This is a genomic window from Parapedobacter luteus, from assembly GCF_900168055.1.
Lineage (GTDB): Bacteria > Bacteroidota > Bacteroidia > Sphingobacteriales > Sphingobacteriaceae > Parapedobacter > Parapedobacter luteus.
The window spans coordinates 1-19,497 of the sequence record NZ_FUYS01000012.1 but is presented as its reverse complement, the minus strand read 5'-3'; the positions used below and the strand labels follow the sequence as shown (position 1 = coordinate 19,497).

The 19,497-nt window shown below is 48.0% G+C and carries 18 protein-coding genes; 13 read left to right on the top strand and 5 right to left on the bottom strand.

Going from position 1 to position 19,497, the window contains the following annotated elements:
- Nucleotides 1-26: 26 nt before the first annotated feature.
- Together B5X72_RS17765 and B5X72_RS17760 are read right to left on the bottom strand one after the other, a co-directional pair.
- The gene (locus B5X72_RS17765; protein ID WP_079718278.1) at nt 27-2,822 is read right to left on the bottom strand and encodes a 2-oxoglutarate dehydrogenase E1 component; all 2,796 of its coding nucleotides are present in this window, start codon (nt 2,820-2,822) and stop codon (nt 27-29) included.
- Between the two features lie 126 nt (nt 2,823-2,948).
- The gene (locus B5X72_RS17760) at nt 2,949-4,196 is read right to left on the bottom strand and encodes a DASH family cryptochrome (RefSeq protein ID WP_079718277.1); all 1,248 of its coding nucleotides are present in this window, start codon (nt 4,194-4,196) and stop codon (nt 2,949-2,951) included.
- 222 nt (nt 4,197-4,418) lie between these two features.
- On the opposite strand from B5X72_RS17760, the gene B5X72_RS17755 reads away from it, so the two are divergent.
- Nucleotides 4,419-5,291 carry a Rossmann-fold NAD(P)-binding domain-containing protein gene (locus B5X72_RS17755; RefSeq protein ID WP_079718276.1) on the top strand — a complete coding sequence of 291 codons (873 nt, stop codon included), beginning with the start codon at nt 4,419-4,421 and terminating at the stop codon, nt 5,289-5,291.
- 29 nt (nt 5,292-5,320) lie between these two features.
- Nucleotides 5,321-6,238: a TIGR01777 family oxidoreductase gene (locus B5X72_RS17750; RefSeq protein ID WP_079718275.1), complete on the top strand. Its 918-nt coding sequence runs from the start codon at nt 5,321-5,323 to the stop codon at nt 6,236-6,238.
- Between the two features lie 7 nt (nt 6,239-6,245).
- Here B5X72_RS17750 and B5X72_RS17745 read toward each other — a convergent pair whose 3' ends face one another.
- A complete protein-coding gene (locus B5X72_RS17745; RefSeq protein WP_245826995.1) occupies nt 6,246-6,908 on the bottom strand; it encodes a hypothetical protein in 663 nt (220 codons plus the stop codon).
- Between the two features lie 139 nt (nt 6,909-7,047).
- Here B5X72_RS17745 and B5X72_RS17740 point away from each other — a divergent pair, with 139 nt between their 5' ends.
- The 5 genes from B5X72_RS17740 to B5X72_RS17720 all read left to right on the top strand — a co-directional run bounded on the left by B5X72_RS17740 (nt 7,048) and on the right by B5X72_RS17720 (nt 14,525).
- On the top strand, nt 7,048-9,120 hold the full coding sequence (locus B5X72_RS17740; RefSeq protein WP_233632700.1) for a TonB-dependent receptor: 2,073 nt from the start codon (nt 7,048-7,050) through the stop codon (nt 9,118-9,120).
- Between the two features lie 86 nt (nt 9,121-9,206).
- On the top strand, nt 9,207-10,286 hold the full coding sequence (gene fbaA / locus B5X72_RS17735; RefSeq protein WP_079718273.1) for a class II fructose-bisphosphate aldolase: 1,080 nt from the start codon (nt 9,207-9,209) through the stop codon (nt 10,284-10,286).
- A gap of 270 nt (nt 10,287-10,556) precedes the next feature.
- Nucleotides 10,557-12,107 (top strand): glutamine-hydrolyzing GMP synthase, encoded by a 1,551-nt coding sequence (gene guaA / locus B5X72_RS17730; protein ID WP_079718272.1) that lies wholly within the window; start codon nt 10,557-10,559, stop codon nt 12,105-12,107.
- Nucleotides 12,064-13,329 (top strand): ABC transporter substrate-binding protein, encoded by a 1,266-nt coding sequence (locus tag B5X72_RS17725; protein WP_139378772.1) that lies wholly within the window; start codon nt 12,064-12,066, stop codon nt 13,327-13,329. Before guaA ends, B5X72_RS17725 begins: the two co-directional genes overlap by 44 nt.
- Before the next feature lie 14 nt (nt 13,330-13,343).
- Nucleotides 13,344-14,525: an RsmB/NOP family class I SAM-dependent RNA methyltransferase gene (locus tag B5X72_RS17720; protein ID WP_079718270.1), complete on the top strand. Its 1,182-nt coding sequence runs from the start codon at nt 13,344-13,346 to the stop codon at nt 14,523-14,525.
- Between the two features lie 8 nt (nt 14,526-14,533).
- Here B5X72_RS17720 and trxA read toward each other — a convergent pair whose 3' ends face one another.
- The gene (gene trxA / locus B5X72_RS17715; RefSeq protein WP_079718269.1) at nt 14,534-14,830 is read right to left on the bottom strand and encodes a thioredoxin; all 297 of its coding nucleotides are present in this window, start codon (nt 14,828-14,830) and stop codon (nt 14,534-14,536) included.
- On the opposite strand from trxA, the gene B5X72_RS17710 reads away from it, so the two are divergent.
- Entirely contained in the window at nt 14,829-15,248 is a 420-nt protein-coding gene (locus B5X72_RS17710) for a DUF202 domain-containing protein (RefSeq protein ID WP_217698161.1), read from the top strand. The two genes, trxA and B5X72_RS17710, sit on opposite strands and share 2 nt — an antisense overlap.
- Nucleotides 15,249-15,269: 21 nt before the next feature.
- On the opposite strand, the gene B5X72_RS17705 is transcribed toward B5X72_RS17710, so the two are convergent.
- Nucleotides 15,270-15,911, bottom strand: a complete 642-nt coding sequence (locus B5X72_RS17705) for a DUF6266 family protein (protein ID WP_079718268.1) — start codon at nt 15,909-15,911, stop codon at nt 15,270-15,272.
- 268 nt (nt 15,912-16,179) lie between these two features.
- Between B5X72_RS17705 and B5X72_RS17700 the strand changes: the two genes are divergently transcribed.
- The 5 genes from B5X72_RS17700 to tnpA form a co-directional block, all read left to right on the top strand.
- Nucleotides 16,180-16,875, top strand: coding sequence for a DUF5683 domain-containing protein (locus B5X72_RS17700; RefSeq protein WP_139378771.1), 696 nt, complete (start codon nt 16,180-16,182; stop codon nt 16,873-16,875).
- A gap of 144 nt (nt 16,876-17,019) precedes the next feature.
- A complete protein-coding gene (locus B5X72_RS17690) occupies nt 17,020-17,583 on the top strand; it encodes a hypothetical protein (protein WP_139378770.1) in 564 nt (187 codons plus the stop codon).
- A gap of 724 nt (nt 17,584-18,307) precedes the next feature.
- Complete coding sequence (locus B5X72_RS17685) at nt 18,308-18,694, top strand: response regulator (RefSeq protein WP_079718264.1); 387 nt, start codon at nt 18,308-18,310, stop codon at nt 18,692-18,694.
- Nucleotide 18,695: 1 nt separating this feature from the next.
- Nucleotides 18,696-19,199, top strand: coding sequence for a lantibiotic dehydratase (locus B5X72_RS17680; RefSeq protein WP_079718263.1), 504 nt, complete (start codon nt 18,696-18,698; stop codon nt 19,197-19,199).
- Between the two features lie 42 nt (nt 19,200-19,241).
- A partial coding sequence (gene tnpA, locus B5X72_RS17675) for an IS66 family insertion sequence element accessory protein TnpA (RefSeq protein ID WP_079718262.1) occupies nt 19,242-19,497 on the top strand: 256 nt, incomplete at its 3' end.

Genomic DNA, 19,497 nt, shown 5'->3' with positions numbered 1-19,497 from the left:
ATGTTTGACTGTGTTAAGTGCTTGGATCAATCTACCTTAGACGCAACTTTGACATTGGTTTTCACTTTCTCTTTCACTTCCGGTCCTGCCTTATCTTCAAACGCCCTGCCTACCACGGCCAGTTGTTGGGTGATATGCTGTTTGGCGTATCCCGTAGCCGTGCTGCTGCTTTCCTTACGGGAAATAACCTCCAACGAAATGTTCCGATTCCTGAATTTGCGGCAAATATAAGGCCATGCGCCCATGTTTTCCGGTTCTTCCTGTACCCAGAGGAACTCTTTGGCATTCTTGTATTTATTCCGTACTGCACGCAGTTTATCCATCGGCGTGGGGTAAAGTTGCTCTACCCGAACGATTGCTACGTCCTTGCGGTTATCTGCCTGCTGTTTTTCAAGCAAATCATAGTAGATCTTGCCGGAGCAGAAAAGCACCCGTTTTACATCTGCAGATTTTACGAAACTATCATCAATCACCTCTTGGAACTGGGATTTCGTCGTGAACTCCGCGATGTTGCTTACGACCTTTGGATGGCGCAGCAGGCTTTTGGGGGTGAAGGCAACGAGCGGTTTCCGGAAGTCGCGCTTAAGTTGTCTGCGTAGGACATGGAAAAAATTTGCCGGTGTGGTACAGTTCACGATTTGCATGTTGTTTTCGGCACAAAGCTCCAAAAACCGCTCGATGCGAGCCGAAGAGTGCTCCGGGCCTTGCCCTTCCAGCCCATGCGGCAGGAGCATTACCAAGCCGTTGGAGCGCCGCCATTTGGTTTCAGCGCTGGAGATGTATTGGTCCACGATGATCTGTGCCCCATTGTAGAAATCCCCAAACTGTGCTTCCCAAATGGTCAGTGATTGCGGATTGGCCAGTGCATAGCCATATTCGAATCCCAGTACGCCATATTCCGACAGGTGCGAGTTGTAGATATTGAACCGCTCACCGCCGGTAATTTGCTGCAACGGGATATATTCTTCCTCGGAGTCTTCCAGCGTCAGCACCGCGTGGCGATGGGAGAATGTACCACGCTCCACGTCTTGCCCGCTAACCCGTACGCGTGCCCCTTCGTTGAGTAGTGTGGCATAGGCCATCAGCTCACCCATTGCCCAATCGAAGGTTTTGTTTTCAACCATTTTGAGCCGTTCTTCAAAGAGGCGCGATATTTTACGGAAAAACTTTTTGTCTTTTGGCAGCGTACTGATGGCTTTCGCAAGGCTCAGGAATGCCTTTTCGTCAACCCCGGTTTGGGCAGGTACAAAAATATCTTCATATTTTGCTTTACGGAGCCCTTTCCACGCGCCCGAATACATCGGGTTGTCTTGTGTCAGATTTTCTTCTTCTTTTGACTCGTCCAGACGTGCTTGTAGGAGTTTCCGGAAATCCTTTTCCATTTCCTTGGCCAAGTTGGCATCTACGCTCCCTTGCTCAAGCAGCTTTTTGTTGTAGATCTCACGCGGGCTGGGATGTTTTTCAATAGCCTTATAAAGCAGTGGCTGCGTAAATTTCGGCTCATCGGCCTCATTATGTCCATACCTTCGGTAGCACAGCAAGTCGATGAACACATCGGTATGATACTTCTGGCGGTATTCGACGGCCATATTTATCGCATAGACCAGTGCTTCGACATCGTCCCCGTTGACATGAAATACCGGAGATAACGTTACCTTGGCAATGTCCGTGCAATAAGTCGACGAGCGTCCATCCTTGAAATTTGTGGTGAAGCCTACTTGGTTATTGACGACAATATGGATGGTGCCCCCTGTGCGGAAGCCTTCCAGTTTTGACATCTGGATAACTTCGTACACTATACCTTGCCCCGCTATCGCCGCATCGCCATGAATGAGTATCGGCGCGATACGCGTAGCATCCCCTTCATATTTCATGTCAATCTTTGAGCGCACAATGCCTTCGACAACCGGATCCACCGTTTCCAGGTGAGACGGGTTAGGTACCAAGCTCAAATGAACGCTGGAACCATTATCCGTGGTGATGTCTGTCGAGTATCCCAGGTGATATTTGACATCCCCGCCAAAATCCTGTTCTGCCTCTTCAGCATACGTTTTGCCTTCAAATTCAGAAAAGACACTTTCATATGATTTACCCAGGATATTGGTCAACACGTTGAGGCGGCCACGGTGTGCCATACCAATCACGAACTCCCGGATACCGAGCTCTGCGCCTTTCTCAATGACCGAATCCAGGGCTGGGATCAAGCTTTCGGCGCCTTCCAGCGAGAAACGCTTTTGGCCGAGGAACTTGGTGCCGAGGAAACTTTCAAATACTACGGCCTCGTTGAGCTTTTTCAATATCCTTTTTTTCTTCTCGATCGGAAAATTGGGGGTATTGCGCTCACCTTCCATACGGTCCTGCAACCACTTTATTTTTTCCGGACTGCGGATATATTTAAACTCCGCACCGATGGAGCGGCAGTATGTGTCTTCAATCAGCTGGCGTATATCACGCAATTTAGCTGGGCCCAGCCCTACTTCCACACCCGCGTTAAATACGGTATCCATATCGGCTTCACTTAAGCCGAATGTTTCCAATTCTTTGCCCGGGTAATATTTTCTGCGTTGACGTACCGGATTGGTTTCGGTAAATAAGTGACCGCGGTCCCTGTAGCCGTTAATCATGTTCAGCACATTGATTTCCTTCAGCACATGATCAGGCGTGGTGTCGGTGGTTGAGGCGGTACCGTTTTGGCCGAAATCAAAACCTTCGAAGAATTTTTGCCAGCCAAAATCAATCGAATTGGGATCTTCTTTATATGCTCTGTATAACGAGTCGATATAGGCCGAATCTGCGTTACTAAGATAAGAAAGCTTGTCCATTTAGTTGTTTAATGCAATAATGCGTCAAAGTTATAATTATTAAATTGTTTACCATAGCAATATCCCACAATTTTATAGCCAAATTTTAGTAACAATAGGATTTTTACGATTTGACTTGGAGATTTATCATTCAAAAGCGAATGCCTCCTTCGGATGAAGTTGCGCGGTCAACTTTTTAATGTCTATCGGCTTGTTGTCTTTCATGCTGCTTCCGACCCCGGCGAGGTGCGCCCAGTTGCCATAGTTATTGGACGGCCCGTAATCAAGGAGCTTTTCCTCAAACCAGGCCGCGCCTTTAAGCCAATTGACTTTCAGCTCCTGGATGAGATAGGCTGCGACGATAATCCGATAATTATAGGGAATATGTCCTGTATCATTCAATTGGCGTATACCCTTATCCACAGCAGGATTCCCCGTGTTTCCAGCTTTCCATTGCTCAAAAGAAGCCCCGTCATCTTCAAGCATTTCCGGCGAATGGCCGGTCAGGCCGTCGATCTGAAAAAAGCGGTTGCCGTGTTTCTTGAACATAAACCGGTAATAGTCGCGCCACAATAACCGAAGTATAATTTGTTCAACCCGTTTTTTCGCCATTGCGTGTTCCGCTTCTTTCGCTGCATGGTACAAGGTATTAGGTGATAATGCGCCGACAGCAATGTAGGGCGATAAGCGCGAAAAGTCGGGCTGAGCCGGCTGATCATATAAATAGGTATGCATTTGCTTCAATGCGACGGACTCACCTCCCTTAAACGTTAGCTGGGAGGCCTGTCGAATCTCTTCTTCATCAAAACCGAGCTCCGTCAGGTCCGGGAGGCGGCCGGTGTCCAGCCCTTCAGGCACGCGTACCGCATCGGGATTACCCAGTTGAGGCCTGATGGCGCTTTCCCGTTCGGTCTTTTTTTTGAAAACCGCAAAAGCATCCGGAATGTCTTTAATCGGAAAAGGTAAGTCTTCTTTATGGTATAATGTGTGGCCGATAAAATGACGTAGATTGATCTGCATTTTCCATAATGCTTCCTCCACCAGGGCGGAGATGTGCGTTTCCTCGTAAGCCACCTCCCGATGGTGATAAACTTCATCGACTTGGTATTTCTCGGCAATTTGAGGCAGCACCACTTCAGGATAGCCATGGGCGATAATCAGATCGCCCCCTAACTGCTGAAGCATTTGCTGTAAGGCCAGGACATTTTCACGTAAAAATGCGGCGCGCAACACGCCGGTTTTTTTGGTACCGTATTTGGTAGAAGTAAAGTAACGCGGATCAAAACAATAAACAGGTACAATGCGTTGGCTACGTTCGATTGCGCGGAGTAGAATTTCATTATCATGAATGCGTAAATCATTTCTGAACCAAACCAAAATTGTCCTGTTGTCCATGCTTCAAAGGAGATTAAATTCTACAAATATAGGCTTTATTGTTTATTATCGCCATAATCTATACGGCCAGCAACGGAATATTGACAATAAAACCACAATTCGTTTTATAAACAAGGAGAAATGTTAATTTTGCACAAAATTATCCATAACCGGAAACATAAACTGGTTTCAATTGTAGTTGCTATAAAAATAGCCAACCCGCCTAAGTGGTATAAATAGCGTATGAAAGTCCTGATAACCGGCCTTAATAATTATTTAGCGAGAAATATAGCCGTATGCCTTGCCGAAGAGGAACATCAGGTGACGTGCCTGATTAGGAGTAAGAAGTTTTTTTATAAGCACGTACCTGAGCGGTATGGCATCAATTTGATTGAAGGCGATTTATTCCGGGGTACACTGCCCGCAGGGTTGGATAAAGAAACCCAAGTGGCGTTGTATTTTAACCAATCGCCGGTAAACGAAATTGACATCCGGCTGGAAATGGAGTTAATTGCGTTGCAGAAATACGTCAGCGCGCTAAAGCTTACGACCTGCCGGCATTTGATTTATGTGACCAAGCTTGCCGACGAGAGCGTCAGCAAGATTAAGTCGTATATCAGCAAAAGCGGATTGGACTACACCGTGGTACGGATCAGTAATATTATAGGTAAAGGTTCTGCATTGATGAATATCATGTCGAATCTGGCGAAGCAAAAACTGGTGGTTCTTCCCAAAGAATTTGCCACGAGCCGTTGCCAGCCCATTCATTTATTGGATGTATGTGCCTATTTCAATAAGATGCTGCTCGACCCCGATGCCTATGGGCAGACCTTTGATGTGGGAGGGCCGGAAATCATGACCTACAAAGAAGCTTTTGAACGTTACTTAGACGTAGCCAAGTTAAAAAAGAAAGTGTGGGCATTGCCGAGATTGGGCGTGCCCATGTCGGTTTTTTTGGGGCGGCATATCTATAAGTTTGAACAAGACGTTACGGCCGCATTTATTGTTTATATGGGGAGGGATTTAGTGGCATTGAATAACGGTCTGAACCGGCTCTATCCGGCGAAGTTGGCACCGTTCAGTGCATCGCTCCGCTATGCGCTGGGCTTGCCATAGGCTTTGTTTGCACTTTAACTGGCTTGATTATGGAAAAACGTGTGTTGGTCACTGGAGCAAGTGGTTTGGTGGGCCGGGCGCTGGTAGCAGCATTGGTCCGCCGTGGTTATGCGGTCAATGTACTAAGTAGGCAGAAGCAGCCTTCTGGTTTGCCGGATGTGCGGGTTTACGAATGGGATATCTCGGCGGGCGAAGTGGACGCGCGCTGCGTCGATGGAGCGCAAGCTATCATCCACCTGGCCGGTGAGAACATCGCGCAACCCTGGAGCAACAAACGGAAACGGGCAATCCTGGAAAGCCGGACACACAGTATCGTGTTGCTGTATGACTTGCTGAAAAAGCAAATCGGGCACGAGATCAGGACCGTTGTATCCGCATCTGCTTCAGGTTATTATGGCGACATGGGGGATAGATGGATAAGCGAGGATATTGCCCCCGCTAACGATTTCCTCGGACAGACGTGTTTGGAATGGGAGCGGGCGGTGAGCAAAGGGCGCCACCAGGGAATACGGGCGGTTTCATTAAGAAGCGGGGTTGTATTGTCATACGATGGCGGCATATACCGCAAACTCGTCGGTTTTGTAAACGCGGGTTTGGGAGCGGTGCCCGGCACGGGTAAACAATGGATGCCATGGATACACATTGATGACGCCGTGGCGATGTATATTTTCGCCCTCGAACATCCTGGGATACAGGGCGTTTATAACATGGCAGCGCCTGAACCCGCTACGTTCTCGGCGTTTATTCGCCTCATCGCGAAGCAACAGGGGAGACCGCTGTGGCTACCTAACATTCCCCGCGGCATCCTGAAAGCAGTTTTAGGCCAAATGAGCGAGATGTTGCTCAGCAGTGCCCGGCTGTCGGTCGAAAAAATCCGCAATGCGGGGTTCCGCTTTACGTATCCCGAAATCGGAGGAGCAGTAAAGGCGCTAAGCGGTAAGCGATAAGCTACCGTTACTCCCTTGCCTTCACGGTACTTTTGCCGTCTCGTCCGGGAGAGCCCGAATATACCGTACCCTGTGCCAGGTTGCCCAGCGGCCTTCCCCGCACGCCCAGATTAATCAGGCTATAGATGTTGTTGAGGTCATTCTGCGGATTAACACGATATCCACCCGCACGGGTATCAATTTGCAGGTAGTGGGACGCTTTTTTATCGCCTGTCTGCGGCACGATGCCCGTGCTGTCGTAGGTGAAATTTACACGGCCGCCATTCCCGTTTGGAAACGTGCGCGACCCATTGTTATTGGCGTCATGGCCTCCGGCTAAAACATACAATGCACCCAGTTTTTCCAGCCGCATATCGATGTCAAAATCGGTGCCGTTGTTTTTGCCATCGGTGCCGAATATGTAGGCGCGTTTGCCTATCTCCGCGTGCGCTACGTGAAGCGCTACGTCCTTTTTGCCGTAAAACACCAACTGACTGCGATCGTTCATGATCAACGTGTCGATACGCACAATCAACGACGAATCCCTTCCTGTAAACACCTCTTTTTTCTTCTTGCCGATCTCCAGCTTCGATATATGTATGGTCTTATTTTGACGTGTAGTATCTTCTGTCCGCTGTGCGAACGCGGCAATTGTACTGCCGATTAAGATAAAAGCAAGGATTGTTCTCATGATTATCTTTCCCTCCATTCCGATGTGTGCTTATTGATTAGACCATTTTCGCGAAATAAAGTTTAATTCATGTTACAAACGGCAGCACACGTACATGATGTGTGCATAATGATTAACTTCGTCCAAACTTTGGATACCCATGATGATACGTGCCATCACCTTTGTTTTCATTGCGTTTTCGTTGCCAGTTTTCGCCTGGTCAGCCCAAGACACCACAACCCACCTTGAGGAAGTAACGGTACGGGCATATTTTGTTGAGCAGCCGTTGTTGCGGCTTACCGCTTCGGCGGGGGTCGTCAGCCGCAGTACACTTGAACAACAGAGCGGCCACACCTTGCTGCCGGCTTTCAATATGGTGCCGGGCGTCCGGATGGAGGAACGTTCACCGGGCAGTTACCGGCTTTCGCTTCGGGGCAGCTTATTGCGATCGCCGTTCGGTGTGCGGAATGTGAAAGTGTACCTGGATGAAATACCGCTTACCGACGCGGGGGGGAATACCTATTTAAACCTGTTGGATGCGGACGGTGTGGATCGTATAGCGGTTTTGAAAGGGCCCGATGGAAGCCTTTTTGGTGCCAATTCGGGCGGTGTCGTACTCATCAGGCCAGTGGGCATGTCCAATGAAGCTGGCGATCGGGCCTCGCTGCGTATCAACGGAGGTTCGTTCGGGCTGTTTCAAGAACAACTGACAACCGAGCTCCGCCCATCATCGACGTACCGGTTTGGGTTCAGCCAGGCCTACCAGCGTGCAGACGGGTACCGCCAAAATTCGTCGATGAAACGGGCTGCCTTTCAGACCGTACAACGATGGAACTATACGCCGGCCAATGAATTGCGTTTGATTGCCTTGTATTCTGACTTGCGATACCGCACCCCGGGGGGATTGACGGAGGCGCAATACCATGAAGATCCGAGGCTGGCCCGTCCGGCCACGCCGGCAATACCCGGCGCATTGGAACAACAGGCCGGCATTGTCAATAAAACGTTGGTAGGCGGAATCGTGCATGAGGCACAAATCAGCGCGAAGCTCAGGCATGTGGCCAGCATTTTCGGTACGCATACCGATTTTAGCAACCCGTTTATCACCAATTATGAAATCCGGGATGAATACAACATCGGGCTACGGACTTATATCGATTATGCTGATGGCGATCCGGAGACCTTTTCCTGGCGATTCAATGCTGGGCTCGAATGGCAGCATGGCGGTACGGATATCGCCAACTACGATAACCATGGTGGCATGCGCGGCGATGAACAGGCCATCGATGCCTTGAAGAGCCAACAGCACTTTTACTTCGTGCGCCTTAGCGCCGACGTACGCAGCCGACTGACGATGGAAGCCGCGCTCAGCCTTAATGATTACCGCTATCGGTATCAATCTATTTTTCCAGGAAATGAATCTTCATTCAATGATCGGCAATTTGACGCGGCATGGATGCCACGGGTGGCGCTATCCTATCTGATCACGCCGCGGTTGGCCAGTCGGCTGTCTGTTTCGCGTGGGTATTCGCCGCCCACAATTGCTGAAATACGGCCATCGGATAACATCATCAATACGGCATTACGGGCGGAAACCGGCTGGAACTATGAGGTCGGTTTCCGTTGGCAGACCAGCAATCGCCGGGCTTTTGTGGATGGCTCACTATTTTATTACCGCATGGATGATGCAATTATCCGTCAGTTGCGGGAGACAGGTGCGGAGTTTTTCGACAATGCCGGCGAGGTCGATCAACGGGGCGCCGAACTTTCGGCTGTACTATGGGCTGTGGAACCCCGCTATCAGGGCGGCTTGCGCGGCCTACAGGTGGGAACCAACCTTACATTGAGCAGGTTCCGTTTTGGCGACTACCGGGTGGGAGACGACAATTTTACCGGCAACAAACTCACAGGCGTACCAGCCAGTACGGTGGTCAGCAGCATATTGGCGCAGTTTCCATTGGGAATCAGCGGCTATATCATGCATAATTACACGGCATCCATCCCGTTGAATGACGCCAATACCGTATTTGCAGACGCGTATCACCTCTTGCAGGCTAAAGTAAGCTGGGACACCGCACTGAACCGGAAATTGAGATTCCAGGTGTTTGTTGGCGGCGATAACTTACTGAACCAAAAATATAGCCTTGGCAATGATATCAATGCGTTCGGCGGCCGCTTTTTCAACGCTGCCCCAACACGGAATTTTTATGGCGGGATAGCCCTGCGTTATTGAGCGAAAGCCGCACAGAAAGACAACGGAATTACGTATTTAAAAAAATTATCCCTACTTTCGAAGCCATAAAAAAATAAAATAATACCATGAGTTTGAAAGATTTTAAAGGAGTTGTCACCGGTGATGCCGTACAAGAACTTTTTGAGGTAGCTAAGGCTCATCAGTTTGCGTTGCCAGCTGTCAACGTAATCGGTACCAATTCTATCAATGCCGTGATGGAAACCGCCAAAGCGGTCAATTCTCCGGTAATAATCCAATTGTCCAATGGCGGTGCCCAATTTTTTGCCGGAAAAACCTTAAACAATGACGGATTGAACGCTTGCATACTGGGCGCGGTTTCGGCGGCACAGCACGTCCACTTACTGGCCGAGCATTATGGTGTGGCCGTTATTCTTCATACAGATCATGCGGCAAAAAAACTGCTTCCCTGGATCGATGGCTTGCTTGACTACGGTGAGCGCTTTTTCAAGCAATATGGCAAACCGTTATTTTCGTCACACATGCTCGACTTGTCTGAGGAGCCTATTGAGGAGAATATCGAGCTATCGAAGAAATACCTGGAGCGGATGAAGCCTCTTGGTATGACCGTAGAAATCGAACTCGGTGTAACAGGAGGCGAGGAAGACGGCGTGGACAACACAGATGTTGATAGTTCAAAGCTGTACACACAACCGGAGGAAGTTGCGTATGCATACGAAGAACTGAGCAAAGTAAGTGATAAGTTTACGGTCGCCGCAGCATTTGGCAACGTACACGGCGTATACAAACCCGGTAACGTGAAATTGCAGCCTGTCATCCTGCACAATTCACAGGAATATATCCGCAATAAGTTTGGCCTGTCGGCCGAAAAGCCGGTCAACTTTGTTTTCCACGGCGGTTCAGGCTCTGCGCCCGAAGAAATTACCGAGGCCATTTCATACGGTGCCATCAAGATGAACATCGATACCGATATGCAATGGGCTTTCTGGGACGGTATACGGGGGTATTACCAATCCAAAGAAGGCTACCTGCAAGGCCAGATTGGCAATCCGGAAGGACCGGATTCCCCCAACAAAAAATACTATGACCCCCGCGTATGGTTGCGTAAGGGAGAAGAGAGCTTCGTGAAACGCCTTACGCAGGCCTTTGAAGAATTGAATGCGTTGGATGTAAACAGCAAGCTGTAGCTTTTCGCCCAACCCGCATAACAGCCCTTGTCTCACGCTTATGTAGGACAAGGGTTTTTTATTTAAACGATTCGATTGTTCGGCATTTGACGACAATGCGGCAGGTACTGAAAATAACGTTGATTAAATCTGCAGGCACGGAGAAAGGGAAATATGTAACAGGCACATTTCACTTTAAAGTTCGGGCAGTCATGGATTGACGTTGATAAAGATTTTACCAAATCGAAGCGGGATACCGCAAATCTCAGTGCTAATCCGTACCTTTGGCCCATGCCAGAAAAGATCATTATCCTTGATTTCGGCTCCCAATATACCCAATTGATCGCACGCCGGGTACGGGAGCTGAATGTGTATTGTGAGATTCATCCGTATAACCATCTGCCTGATTTCGACGAAACCGTAAAAGGCGTTATTCTTTCCGGAAGTCCCTATTCGGTGCGTCAGGATGACGCACCGCAAGTTGATTTCCGCGCATTGCAGGCCCGCTTTCCGGTATTGGGCGTTTGCTATGGTGCACAGTATATCGCCCAGCATTCTGGCGGTGAAGTCATCGCATCCACCATCCGTGAATATGGGCGTGCGAATCTTCATTTCGTGGATCACGGCAATCCGTTGCTGGCGGATATCCCGATAGATTCGCAGGTGTGGATGTCCCATGGCGACACCATTTCGGCTATCCCCGAGGAGTTCGAGGTGATTGCCAGTACGGATAAGGTGAAGGTAGCCGCTTACCACATCAAAGGCAGCCAGACTTACGGCATACAATTCCATCCTGAGGTGACTCATAGTACAGACGGCACGACGTTGCTGAAGAATTTTGTCATCGATATTTGCGGTTGTACACCGTCGTGGACGGCCGATGCATTTGTCGAGACGACAGTCGCGGCGCTGAAGGAAAAACTGGGTAATGACCATGTCATCATGGCCCTGTCGGGCGGCGTGGATTCTACCGTAGCTGCTGTATTGCTGCACCAGGCCATCGGTAAAAATCTGCATTGCATTTTTGTCGATCACGGGCTGCTGCGCAAAAATGAGTATGAGCAGGTGTTGGAATCTTACCAGCATATGGGGCTCAATATCAAAGGTGTCAACGCCAAAGAACGGTTTTACCAAAAGCTGGCCGGTGTAAGTGAGCCGGAGCAAAAGCGTAAGGTCATCGGTGCTGCATTTATCGACGAGTTTGACGAGGCTGCCCATGCGGTGCAGGCCGAACTACCTGAAGGCGTGGAAGTAAAATGGCTTGGCCAGGGAACCATTTATCCCGACGTCATTGAATCCATCTCGGTGAAAGGACCTTCCGCCACCATCAAATCCCACCACAACGTTGGCGGTTTGCCTGACTTTATGAAGCTAAAGGTGGTGGAGCCCTTGAATACACTTTTCAAAGACGAAGTGCGCAGGGTGGGCAAGGCGCTTGGCGTCGCACCAAATATATTAGGCCGGCATCCTTTCCCGGGCCCCGGGCTTGCGATACGGATATTAGGCGAAATCACGCCCGAAAAGGTACGGATATTGCAGGAAGCTGATGATATCTATATCCGCAACCTGCGCGAGTCCGGCTGGTATGATCAGGTTTGGCAAGCCGGTGCCATCTTTCTGCCCGTGCAGTCGGTGGGTGTCATGGGAGACGAGCGTACGTACGAGCACGTTGTGGCACTTCGCGCGGTCGGCTCGCTGGATGGCATGACGGCGGATTGGGTACATTTGCCGTATGATTTGCTGGCAAAAATATCAAATGAGATAATCAATCATGTAAAGGGGATAAACAGAGTTGTATATGATATCAGTTCGAAGCCTCCGGCTACCATCGAGTGGGAATAAATATCTCATTGGCATTGTGATAGCACTGTTCATCATGGGATGTACGCCCAAAGTGCGCGTACTGCGTGGCTCGGGAAGCAGTGCTCCCCCTAAGACCGACACACCTGCTGATAAGGATAAAAAGGAAGCGGACAAAGCCGTCACCGACGCGGAAAAAGTGGATGTAAAGCGGATTGCGCTGCTGTTGCCTTTTGAATTGAACAAGGCCAATCCGCATGCACCAAGTGCCGAAGATATTAAACGGTCCGCGTTAGCACTGGATTTTTTTCAGGGCTTTAAATTAGGCTTGGACGCATTAGCGGAGCAGGGTGTCAATTTCAAAGTCAATGTGCTGGATACGCGCGATGATGCAGGCGAAAATGCCCGTATTGCAAAGCTGGAAGAAGTACAAAATGCAGCATTGATCGTAGGCCCCGTGTATCCAAAAGAGATACAGGTGTTTGGTTTTAACGCAGCCTTGTCCGATGCGTTGCAGATTTCACCCTTGGCAGCCAGCATGCCTTCGGAGTTCAATTTGCCCAATTTGGTGACTATCACGGCTCCGATTACGGCGCATGTGCACACATTGGCCGCGCATATTACGAAGCAATACCAGACGGGGGATGTCATCGTGCTATACAATACGCAGGATGCCGCCAGCCGGCAGTTTTTATCACCGCTGAAGGTCGAAATACAGCGTATTAAGAAGAACGCCAAAGTGGTGGAAGTGCAGGATGAAGCCAGTCTGGAAAACAGCATCCACTTATCGGGAAAGAATTTGGTGGTTTTAGGCACCGCCAATAAATACCAGATTTCACCGGTCTTGGCGCATTTGCATAAGCTGCAGGACGAACTTTCCTATCGGATCAATTTGTTTGGACACCCGAATTGGGCCAAGTTGCCGTTTGATGAAAATGACGGGTTAGGTGCCTTTCAAACGGCCATCACGACCTCTTATTACATAAATACGCAGGCGTCTGATGTGCGCAGTTTCAATCAGCTGTACCGGCAGGAATTTGGGATAGCACCCACTGAATTTGCCTACAAAGGGTATGATGCTGCCCGCTATTTTGGTGGCTTACTGGCTAAGTATGGCGCCGAATATAGGGAGCATATCGTTCAGGAGGAATACACCGGCTTGCACAACGCATTTAAATTTGAATACAACCCCTCCTGGGGATATGTAAATAATGCGATAGCTATCTTGCAATACCGGAGTGGTGATTTCCAACCGCTGAATTAAAACGTCATGCCGTGATGTCAACGGAACAGCGGATAAACCAGCAAATCCGAACGGTTGAACGCCTATTGTTGGCATACCAACAGGAAGAAAAGGGTACGCCATTGGCCCGTTTCCTAACAGGATTTTATAAGCGGAATCCCCAGATGGGCTCCAAAGACAGGCGCATGGCCTCCCGCCTGGCATACCATTATTTCCGGATTGGACATGCGGCCAGGCAATCGGAATTTTCGCTGCAACTGGCCATTGCTGAATTTTTATGCAGTGCGGATAGTGCCGTAGCCGAACTGTTGCTGCCCGCGCTTTATCCGGCTATTCAAGCCCCGTTGGAAGAGAAGATAGCCTTGCTGGAAACGCATACCCCATTCCGCTTAGTGGACGTCTTTCCTTTTCTGAATCAGTTGTCATCGGGTATTGACCCGCATAGATTCCTCCTCAGTTTGTTTGAACAGCCGGACCTTTTTCTCCGTTTGCGGCCGCGCTACGCGGCCGATGTCATTGGTGCGCTTGAAAATGCAGGCATTGACTTTCGGCGAATAGGCGATTTTACCGTGGCATTGCCCAACGGTACCGCATTGGCACGTGTTCCCGGCCTTGCCGGCAAGTATGAGGTGCAGGACTATTCATCACAAAGGACAGGTGGATTTTTTAAGGCTTCCCGCGGTGAAAGCTGGTGGGACGCCTGCGCGGGAGCAGGAGGGAAGTCACTCCTGCTGTTGGACAACTGCCCCGGCGTGCAGTTGCTGGTGTCTGATATACGCAGCAGCATCCTGCGCAACCTTGATGAGCGCTTTCAGGCAGCGGGTATCCGATCATACCGGCAGAAAATCATCGATCTTACCAAAGGGGATACGGCAGCTGTACTCGGAAAGGAGCAGTTTGACGGCATTATCCTCGATGTGCCCTGCTCGGGATCGGGCACCTGGGGCCGGACTCCTGAGATGATTACGGCTTTTCAGGCTGGGACTATCCAACGTTTCGGGGCGCTACAGCAGCAAATCGCCGGACAGGCGGTAAAACACCTGAAACCCGGCAAGCCGTTGATTTACATCACCTGCTCGGTATTTGCAGCAGAAAATGAGGAGGTCGTAAGGTATTTACAGCAACACCATCGGCTCCACCTTGAACACATGGAGACGCTGCAAGGGTACGATCACCGGGCAGATAGTATGTTTGTGGCCCGACTGGTGGCTTTGTAGCGCACAAATTATACGTTTTCCTTTAGTAGCCGTTCCAATTCATGAGCGGGAAATACGCCCGATTGCCGCCATTTTATTTCACCATTTTTGAAAATCATTAGCGTAGGCACACCCCGTATCTGGTATTTGGCAGCGACCGATGGATTTTTATCCACATCAATCTTGATAATGGATGCACCATCACCGATACGTTGTTTCACCTCTTCTAAAATTGGTGCTTGTGTCTTGCAAGGACCGCACCATGTGGCAAAGAAGTCTACCAATACGGGCTTGTCGCCATTGATTAATTCGATAAATGTGTTCATGTTATTTTACCTCCTTGTAATTAACTTCGGTACCGCTGGATTGTTTGGTATGCTGAGCACAGCCGGGATCTTGACGAAAATGCAGGATTGGCTTACCTTTGAGCTCATGAACAAGGATCTGATTTTGCGCGAACGACTTGCCTTGCAACGCACGATACTGGCCAATCAGTCGACATTCCTTTCTTTCTTGCGTACGGCCATGTATTTCGCGATAGCTGGGATATCGGTCGATCGGTTGCTGGAATTGCCCGGCGGGCACGTCTATGAATACGTCTTTTTTGCCATTTCCGCAGTGGTGTTGGTTGCCGGCGTGGTCAACTACTTTGTCCACAAGAAGAAAATTGCGCGAAGTGAAAAGCATATCGGTGACTACAAACTTGATTACGAAGGACAAGATACCGGCTATAGCACGCAATAAACAATGGCCACCACGGTTGCCTTACTGCGGAATCACGCCGCAATACACGCTATTGGAAATCTGGTCAGGCCATGTGCTCCGGAATGCGGCATAAGCATGAATCGGCGCGGGGAATAAATGCAACGATTCGATTTCCCATTCCTCCTGCTGCGCTTTCCGCTTGCCTCCAAGGTCCTTGAAGATGCGGATAGGCTCCTCGGGGTTGTATAACAATATCACCAGTCGGTCAGTGGGGCTTTGTTTTTTGTCAATGTAATCCCAACGAAACGTCAGGCGGTTGCCGTCCCGTTCGACGGTGCAATTCAACGGTGGATCCAACTCGCCTTTTGAGATCAGCACTTTTGCCGGGTTGATGAATGGGGATCCCTGTTCATCCAGTTCGATCGCATTTTTGCGGGTGTACGATTGCGCCAGCTGAAAAGCACCGGCGTGGCTGCCTGGAGGTACTTCATGCTGAAACCCGAACTTTATGTAGAGTTTGATCGGGCGCAGGAATTCCGATACGGCCTTCATCTTCGCTTGGTTCAATAATTCCAGCTTGGAAAAGGGTTTCGTGCGCCTGCCTATTGCACGAATGACGTTTTTCCCGCCGAGTTCGTACCCGACAATCGAGCCTACTTTTCCAATAAAGACTCCGTTTATTCCGCTTCTTGTAGTAGCCATAGTTGTACCTCCGTATTACCTGCTTTGTACCTGATTCTCTACAAATATAGAAATAATAATGATAAAATAGTGTATTGATAAAGGTTTAGTAAAGGTATAATCTTTACTAAACCTTTATCAACCCTTTATTAAACCTCTATTAATACTATATTAATAGTGAGTCAGGCACGGAGCAAGGCAGAAGCAATTGCTGAGCAGTACCGGTGATAAGTACGGTATATGCAGTAGCAGAACTGCTACAACACCCGTTATAAGATATTGAAGAATTATGAATACTTTTGCTAAAATTGCGATAGCAGCCCTTAATGAACCTATCATGAAATTTCTTTTTGTTTTCGCCTTAATTTTTGCGATACCGCCCATATCTTGTACAGTGAAAGGAAGTGAATATTTCTTTGTAAGAACATTCGACTCGGGCTTCTTCCCAATAGAGGATACTGCTAAAGACGAATTATTAAAAGACTCCACCCGCCTTGCCATGGAGGCGAGGACGGCCAAGGTCTGGAAACGATCCCTTATTGTACCGGGATGGGGACAATATACCAATGGTGGCCTCTGGTGGGTTAAGGTCCCCGTGATTTATGGCGGTTTTGTGGCGGGAGTTTTGATTTATAATTTTAACCAAAATTATTATAAAACGTATTTGGCTGAAGCCCAATACCGGATACTGCACAATGATGCACCACCTCCATGGTCATTATATCAGTTCGGCGATGAAATACAGACAACGCGATTTACCAATGCAAAAGATGCACATCGGAGAAACCGGGATTTAACAGTGCTGCTTGCGGTCGGATGGTGGGGATTGAACGCTGTCGAAGCATACGTTTCTGATATATTAAAAAATCGATGGAGCATCAGTGAAAACCTTGCCGCCAGGGTTAGTCCGGCAATGCTCTCCACACCACTGTACGGCGTTTATTCGCCAGTGATTGGACTGAAAGTTCAAGTGGATTTTGAATAAGGATGGTTATTCGGACCACTTCATTGTTTCGTGCGTAGTATTTGCGGCCTAAAAAGTTAAAAATGTTAAAATAGGTGATTTTCAGGTTTTTTGATTCTATTTTCGTTGGTAATTAAAAAGTTATCAAACGCTAAAACTTCGATTATGAGTCTAAAGAATCTTGTCTTGATCTTATTGTTTTTTTCAGGGATATGGGTTGCAAATGCGCAGGATACTTTTACCCCGCCAAAGCATAATTTCAGCTTCGGCCCCATGGCTGGATATAACCTTGACACCAAGGGATTGGCATATGGAGGCGGTTTAATGTATGAATACCGACCTTTTCAAAAATTCGGTTTTACGACTGCGCTCATGTATGAAAGGACAAGGAAAGATGTTTCCGGTGATTATTGGGGTGAACTGGATGGTACGCATGTCTATGGCGATGTTCGTATTCATCAGGAGTATTCGCTCAATGTCGGAGCAAGGTATTACATGGGCGGCTTTTACCTCGCTACGGCACTCGGTGTGGGATATGACGATTATTATACCAACTTGTCTGATGGTAGTATCTCGGACGGAGGGCATGCGTATGGTTTATATAAAAGTTTAGGGGCCGGATATCAGATACCGTTGAAGAATCGCGATGTGATTGAAGCCGAGGCGGGCTTTTTCGGCACAAGGGACATGAAAATCGGCGGCACGGTGAGGTATAAAATCAGGAGATAAAGATACATGCGTCACTATTCTCCTTTAAATAAAAAAAGTGCGACTCTGCACAAGAATCGCACTTCCATTTGAGTTCAGAAAATGAATCACTGATACTTACTGAATTAATCCTCCTGAGGCCAAGAATGCCAAAATAGTTTTAATTAATTTTGAGAATACATGGTTCTGGTTTTAAGTGATGCCGGGTGCCAGTCAATGTTTGTTCTAATATTTTCAATAAACTCTCCTATAGGTAAATAGTTAACAACTTTCCTCTTTTCTTTTGCGGATTGTATGTTATAATACGACTCTTCTACCACCGCGAAACAACCCTAACACACGATTTCTTTAAAAACAGACAACTAAAATATAATCAATTAGATAAAAAAAGGTGAAAATATGATATGGTGCTAAAATCATCTTTTGTGATGTTCAATTTGTAGTTGGTCGAAAAAATTTTTAGGAGTCCATTGGTTCATCCAGTTTAGCATAAAATTTTATTGAAAATCTAATTGTTATTATCATGGAAATGCTAAACAAAAATCAAATCGAACAATTTCTTCAAATCGAAAGAGAAGTGGTCTGCAGTGCGGATCACATTGAAAACTCAAATTATGGGAATTTCTGGGGCGAAGTCGAAGGTCTTTATACAATAACCCTTACAACATCGATGACCACCTCTATACTGGGTGGTAAATAAGTTATCTGATAACAGAGGCTTTAAAAATAGCGAGGCTTTCTTGTAATGTATAGTAAGTTTAACCGTACTACCTGTTTGCTGATCGAGGATGAAGCATTGGCTATCGAAATGATGGAGGATTACATTGGTCGGAGAGACGATCTGGTACTGCTTGCTGTCGTAAGTGAACTTTCGGAAGTAAAGGATATACTGGTTAAACATACGCCCTCCATCATTTTCCTCGACCTTTTTATTCCTCCGGGAGCATGTGGTGACTTTCATTTCGGAAAACTCCCATCGAATGCAAGCATCGTCATTGTGTCAGGTACCCCGCCAAATCTTTTTCGGGGTATCCTGCCCAAAGGAGACATCTATGAACTATTTAAGCCCGTATCGTACGATAGTTTCAACCGTTGCGTAGATGAGGTGTTGGCCAAACATCTAAAGGACTGATATGACACCAAGATTCAGGGATTTCAATTTCTTCCTGTTACGTACTCCACGTTTACCATCTTCTGTCATTCATAGATTAAATAGGCTTGACAGCAAAGAAGATGCTTGGAACTATGTAAACAGTTTGTTGTTGAACCCTGAAATCCTTGATGCCATTTACGTTGCAAGTGAAGACCTTTTTCGTGAATTGGTAAACCATCTTGGAAGTGAGTACACTCCGTCAAAAAGTAAGCTGCTGACATCCCTGTATAAGTATGTCAATAGGATGGCCGGACGGCCTACACCATACGGAAAGTTTGCCGGAGTGGCTTTGGGAAAGACGGATGAATTAAAAACATGTCTTGAACTCTCCGGGGAGTTTTTCCCGACCTTTCGACTGGACACGGAATATACTTCATATCTTATTAGCTTGGCCACACAAGAAAAGTCAAGCCAACGCCAACTAAATTATTTTACGAACAGCACGCTATATGAGTATCCGCCCGACCAAGTACATCTTTATTGATTAATTGATCCGCTGTAGTTTTACGGGCTAAATATTATTGATATGAAAGAGCGTAGAGACTACATGTTTACCCTTGTCCGTCAGTGGCGTGAGAGTGGTTTGACCCGGCAGGAGTTCTGCCTTCAGCATGGCATCACCGTGGGTAAGTTCGGTTATTGGATCAGTCGCTGGAAAGAGGATCAATCCGGCGGGGATAATGGCTTTATTCCGATGGGTTCACCCAAGAGGGCAGGCCATTGTGTCTTATCGGTTATTTATCCCAACGGTGTGCGGCTGGAGGTACCTTCGGCCGATCTGG

Coding starts and splice junctions, on each gene's coding strand:
- B5X72_RS17765 (WP_079718278.1), bottom strand. CDS start 2,822: ATGGACAAGCTTTCTTATCTTAGTAACGCAGATTCGGCCTATATCGAC.
- B5X72_RS17760 (WP_079718277.1), bottom strand. CDS start 4,196: ATGGACAACAGGACAATTTTGGTTTGGTTCAGAAATGATTTACGCATT.
- B5X72_RS17755 (WP_079718276.1), top strand. CDS start 4,419: ATGAAAGTCCTGATAACCGGCCTTAATAATTATTTAGCGAGAAATATA.
- B5X72_RS17750 (WP_079718275.1), top strand. CDS start 5,321: ATGGAAAAACGTGTGTTGGTCACTGGAGCAAGTGGTTTGGTGGGCCGG.
- B5X72_RS17745 (WP_245826995.1), bottom strand. CDS start 6,908: ATGAGAACAATCCTTGCTTTTATCTTAATCGGCAGTACAATTGCCGCG.
- B5X72_RS17740 (WP_233632700.1), top strand. CDS start 7,048: ATGATGATACGTGCCATCACCTTTGTTTTCATTGCGTTTTCGTTGCCA.
- fbaA (WP_079718273.1), top strand. CDS start 9,207: ATGAGTTTGAAAGATTTTAAAGGAGTTGTCACCGGTGATGCCGTACAA.
- guaA (WP_079718272.1), top strand. CDS start 10,557: ATGCCAGAAAAGATCATTATCCTTGATTTCGGCTCCCAATATACCCAA.
- B5X72_RS17725 (WP_139378772.1), top strand. CDS start 12,064: ATGATATCAGTTCGAAGCCTCCGGCTACCATCGAGTGGGAATAAATAT.
- B5X72_RS17720 (WP_079718270.1), top strand. CDS start 13,344: ATGTCAACGGAACAGCGGATAAACCAGCAAATCCGAACGGTTGAACGC.
- B5X72_RS17710 (WP_217698161.1), top strand. CDS start 14,829: ATGTTATTTTACCTCCTTGTAATTAACTTCGGTACCGCTGGATTGTTT.
- trxA (WP_079718269.1), bottom strand. CDS start 14,830: ATGAACACATTTATCGAATTAATCAATGGCGACAAGCCCGTATTGGTA.
- B5X72_RS17705 (WP_079718268.1), bottom strand. CDS start 15,911: ATGGCTACTACAAGAAGCGGAATAAACGGAGTCTTTATTGGAAAAGTA.
- B5X72_RS17700 (WP_139378771.1), top strand. CDS start 16,180: ATGAATACTTTTGCTAAAATTGCGATAGCAGCCCTTAATGAACCTATC.
- B5X72_RS17690 (WP_139378770.1), top strand. CDS start 17,020: ATGAGTCTAAAGAATCTTGTCTTGATCTTATTGTTTTTTTCAGGGATA.
- B5X72_RS17685 (WP_079718264.1), top strand. CDS start 18,308: ATGTATAGTAAGTTTAACCGTACTACCTGTTTGCTGATCGAGGATGAA.
- B5X72_RS17680 (WP_079718263.1), top strand. CDS start 18,696: ATGACACCAAGATTCAGGGATTTCAATTTCTTCCTGTTACGTACTCCA.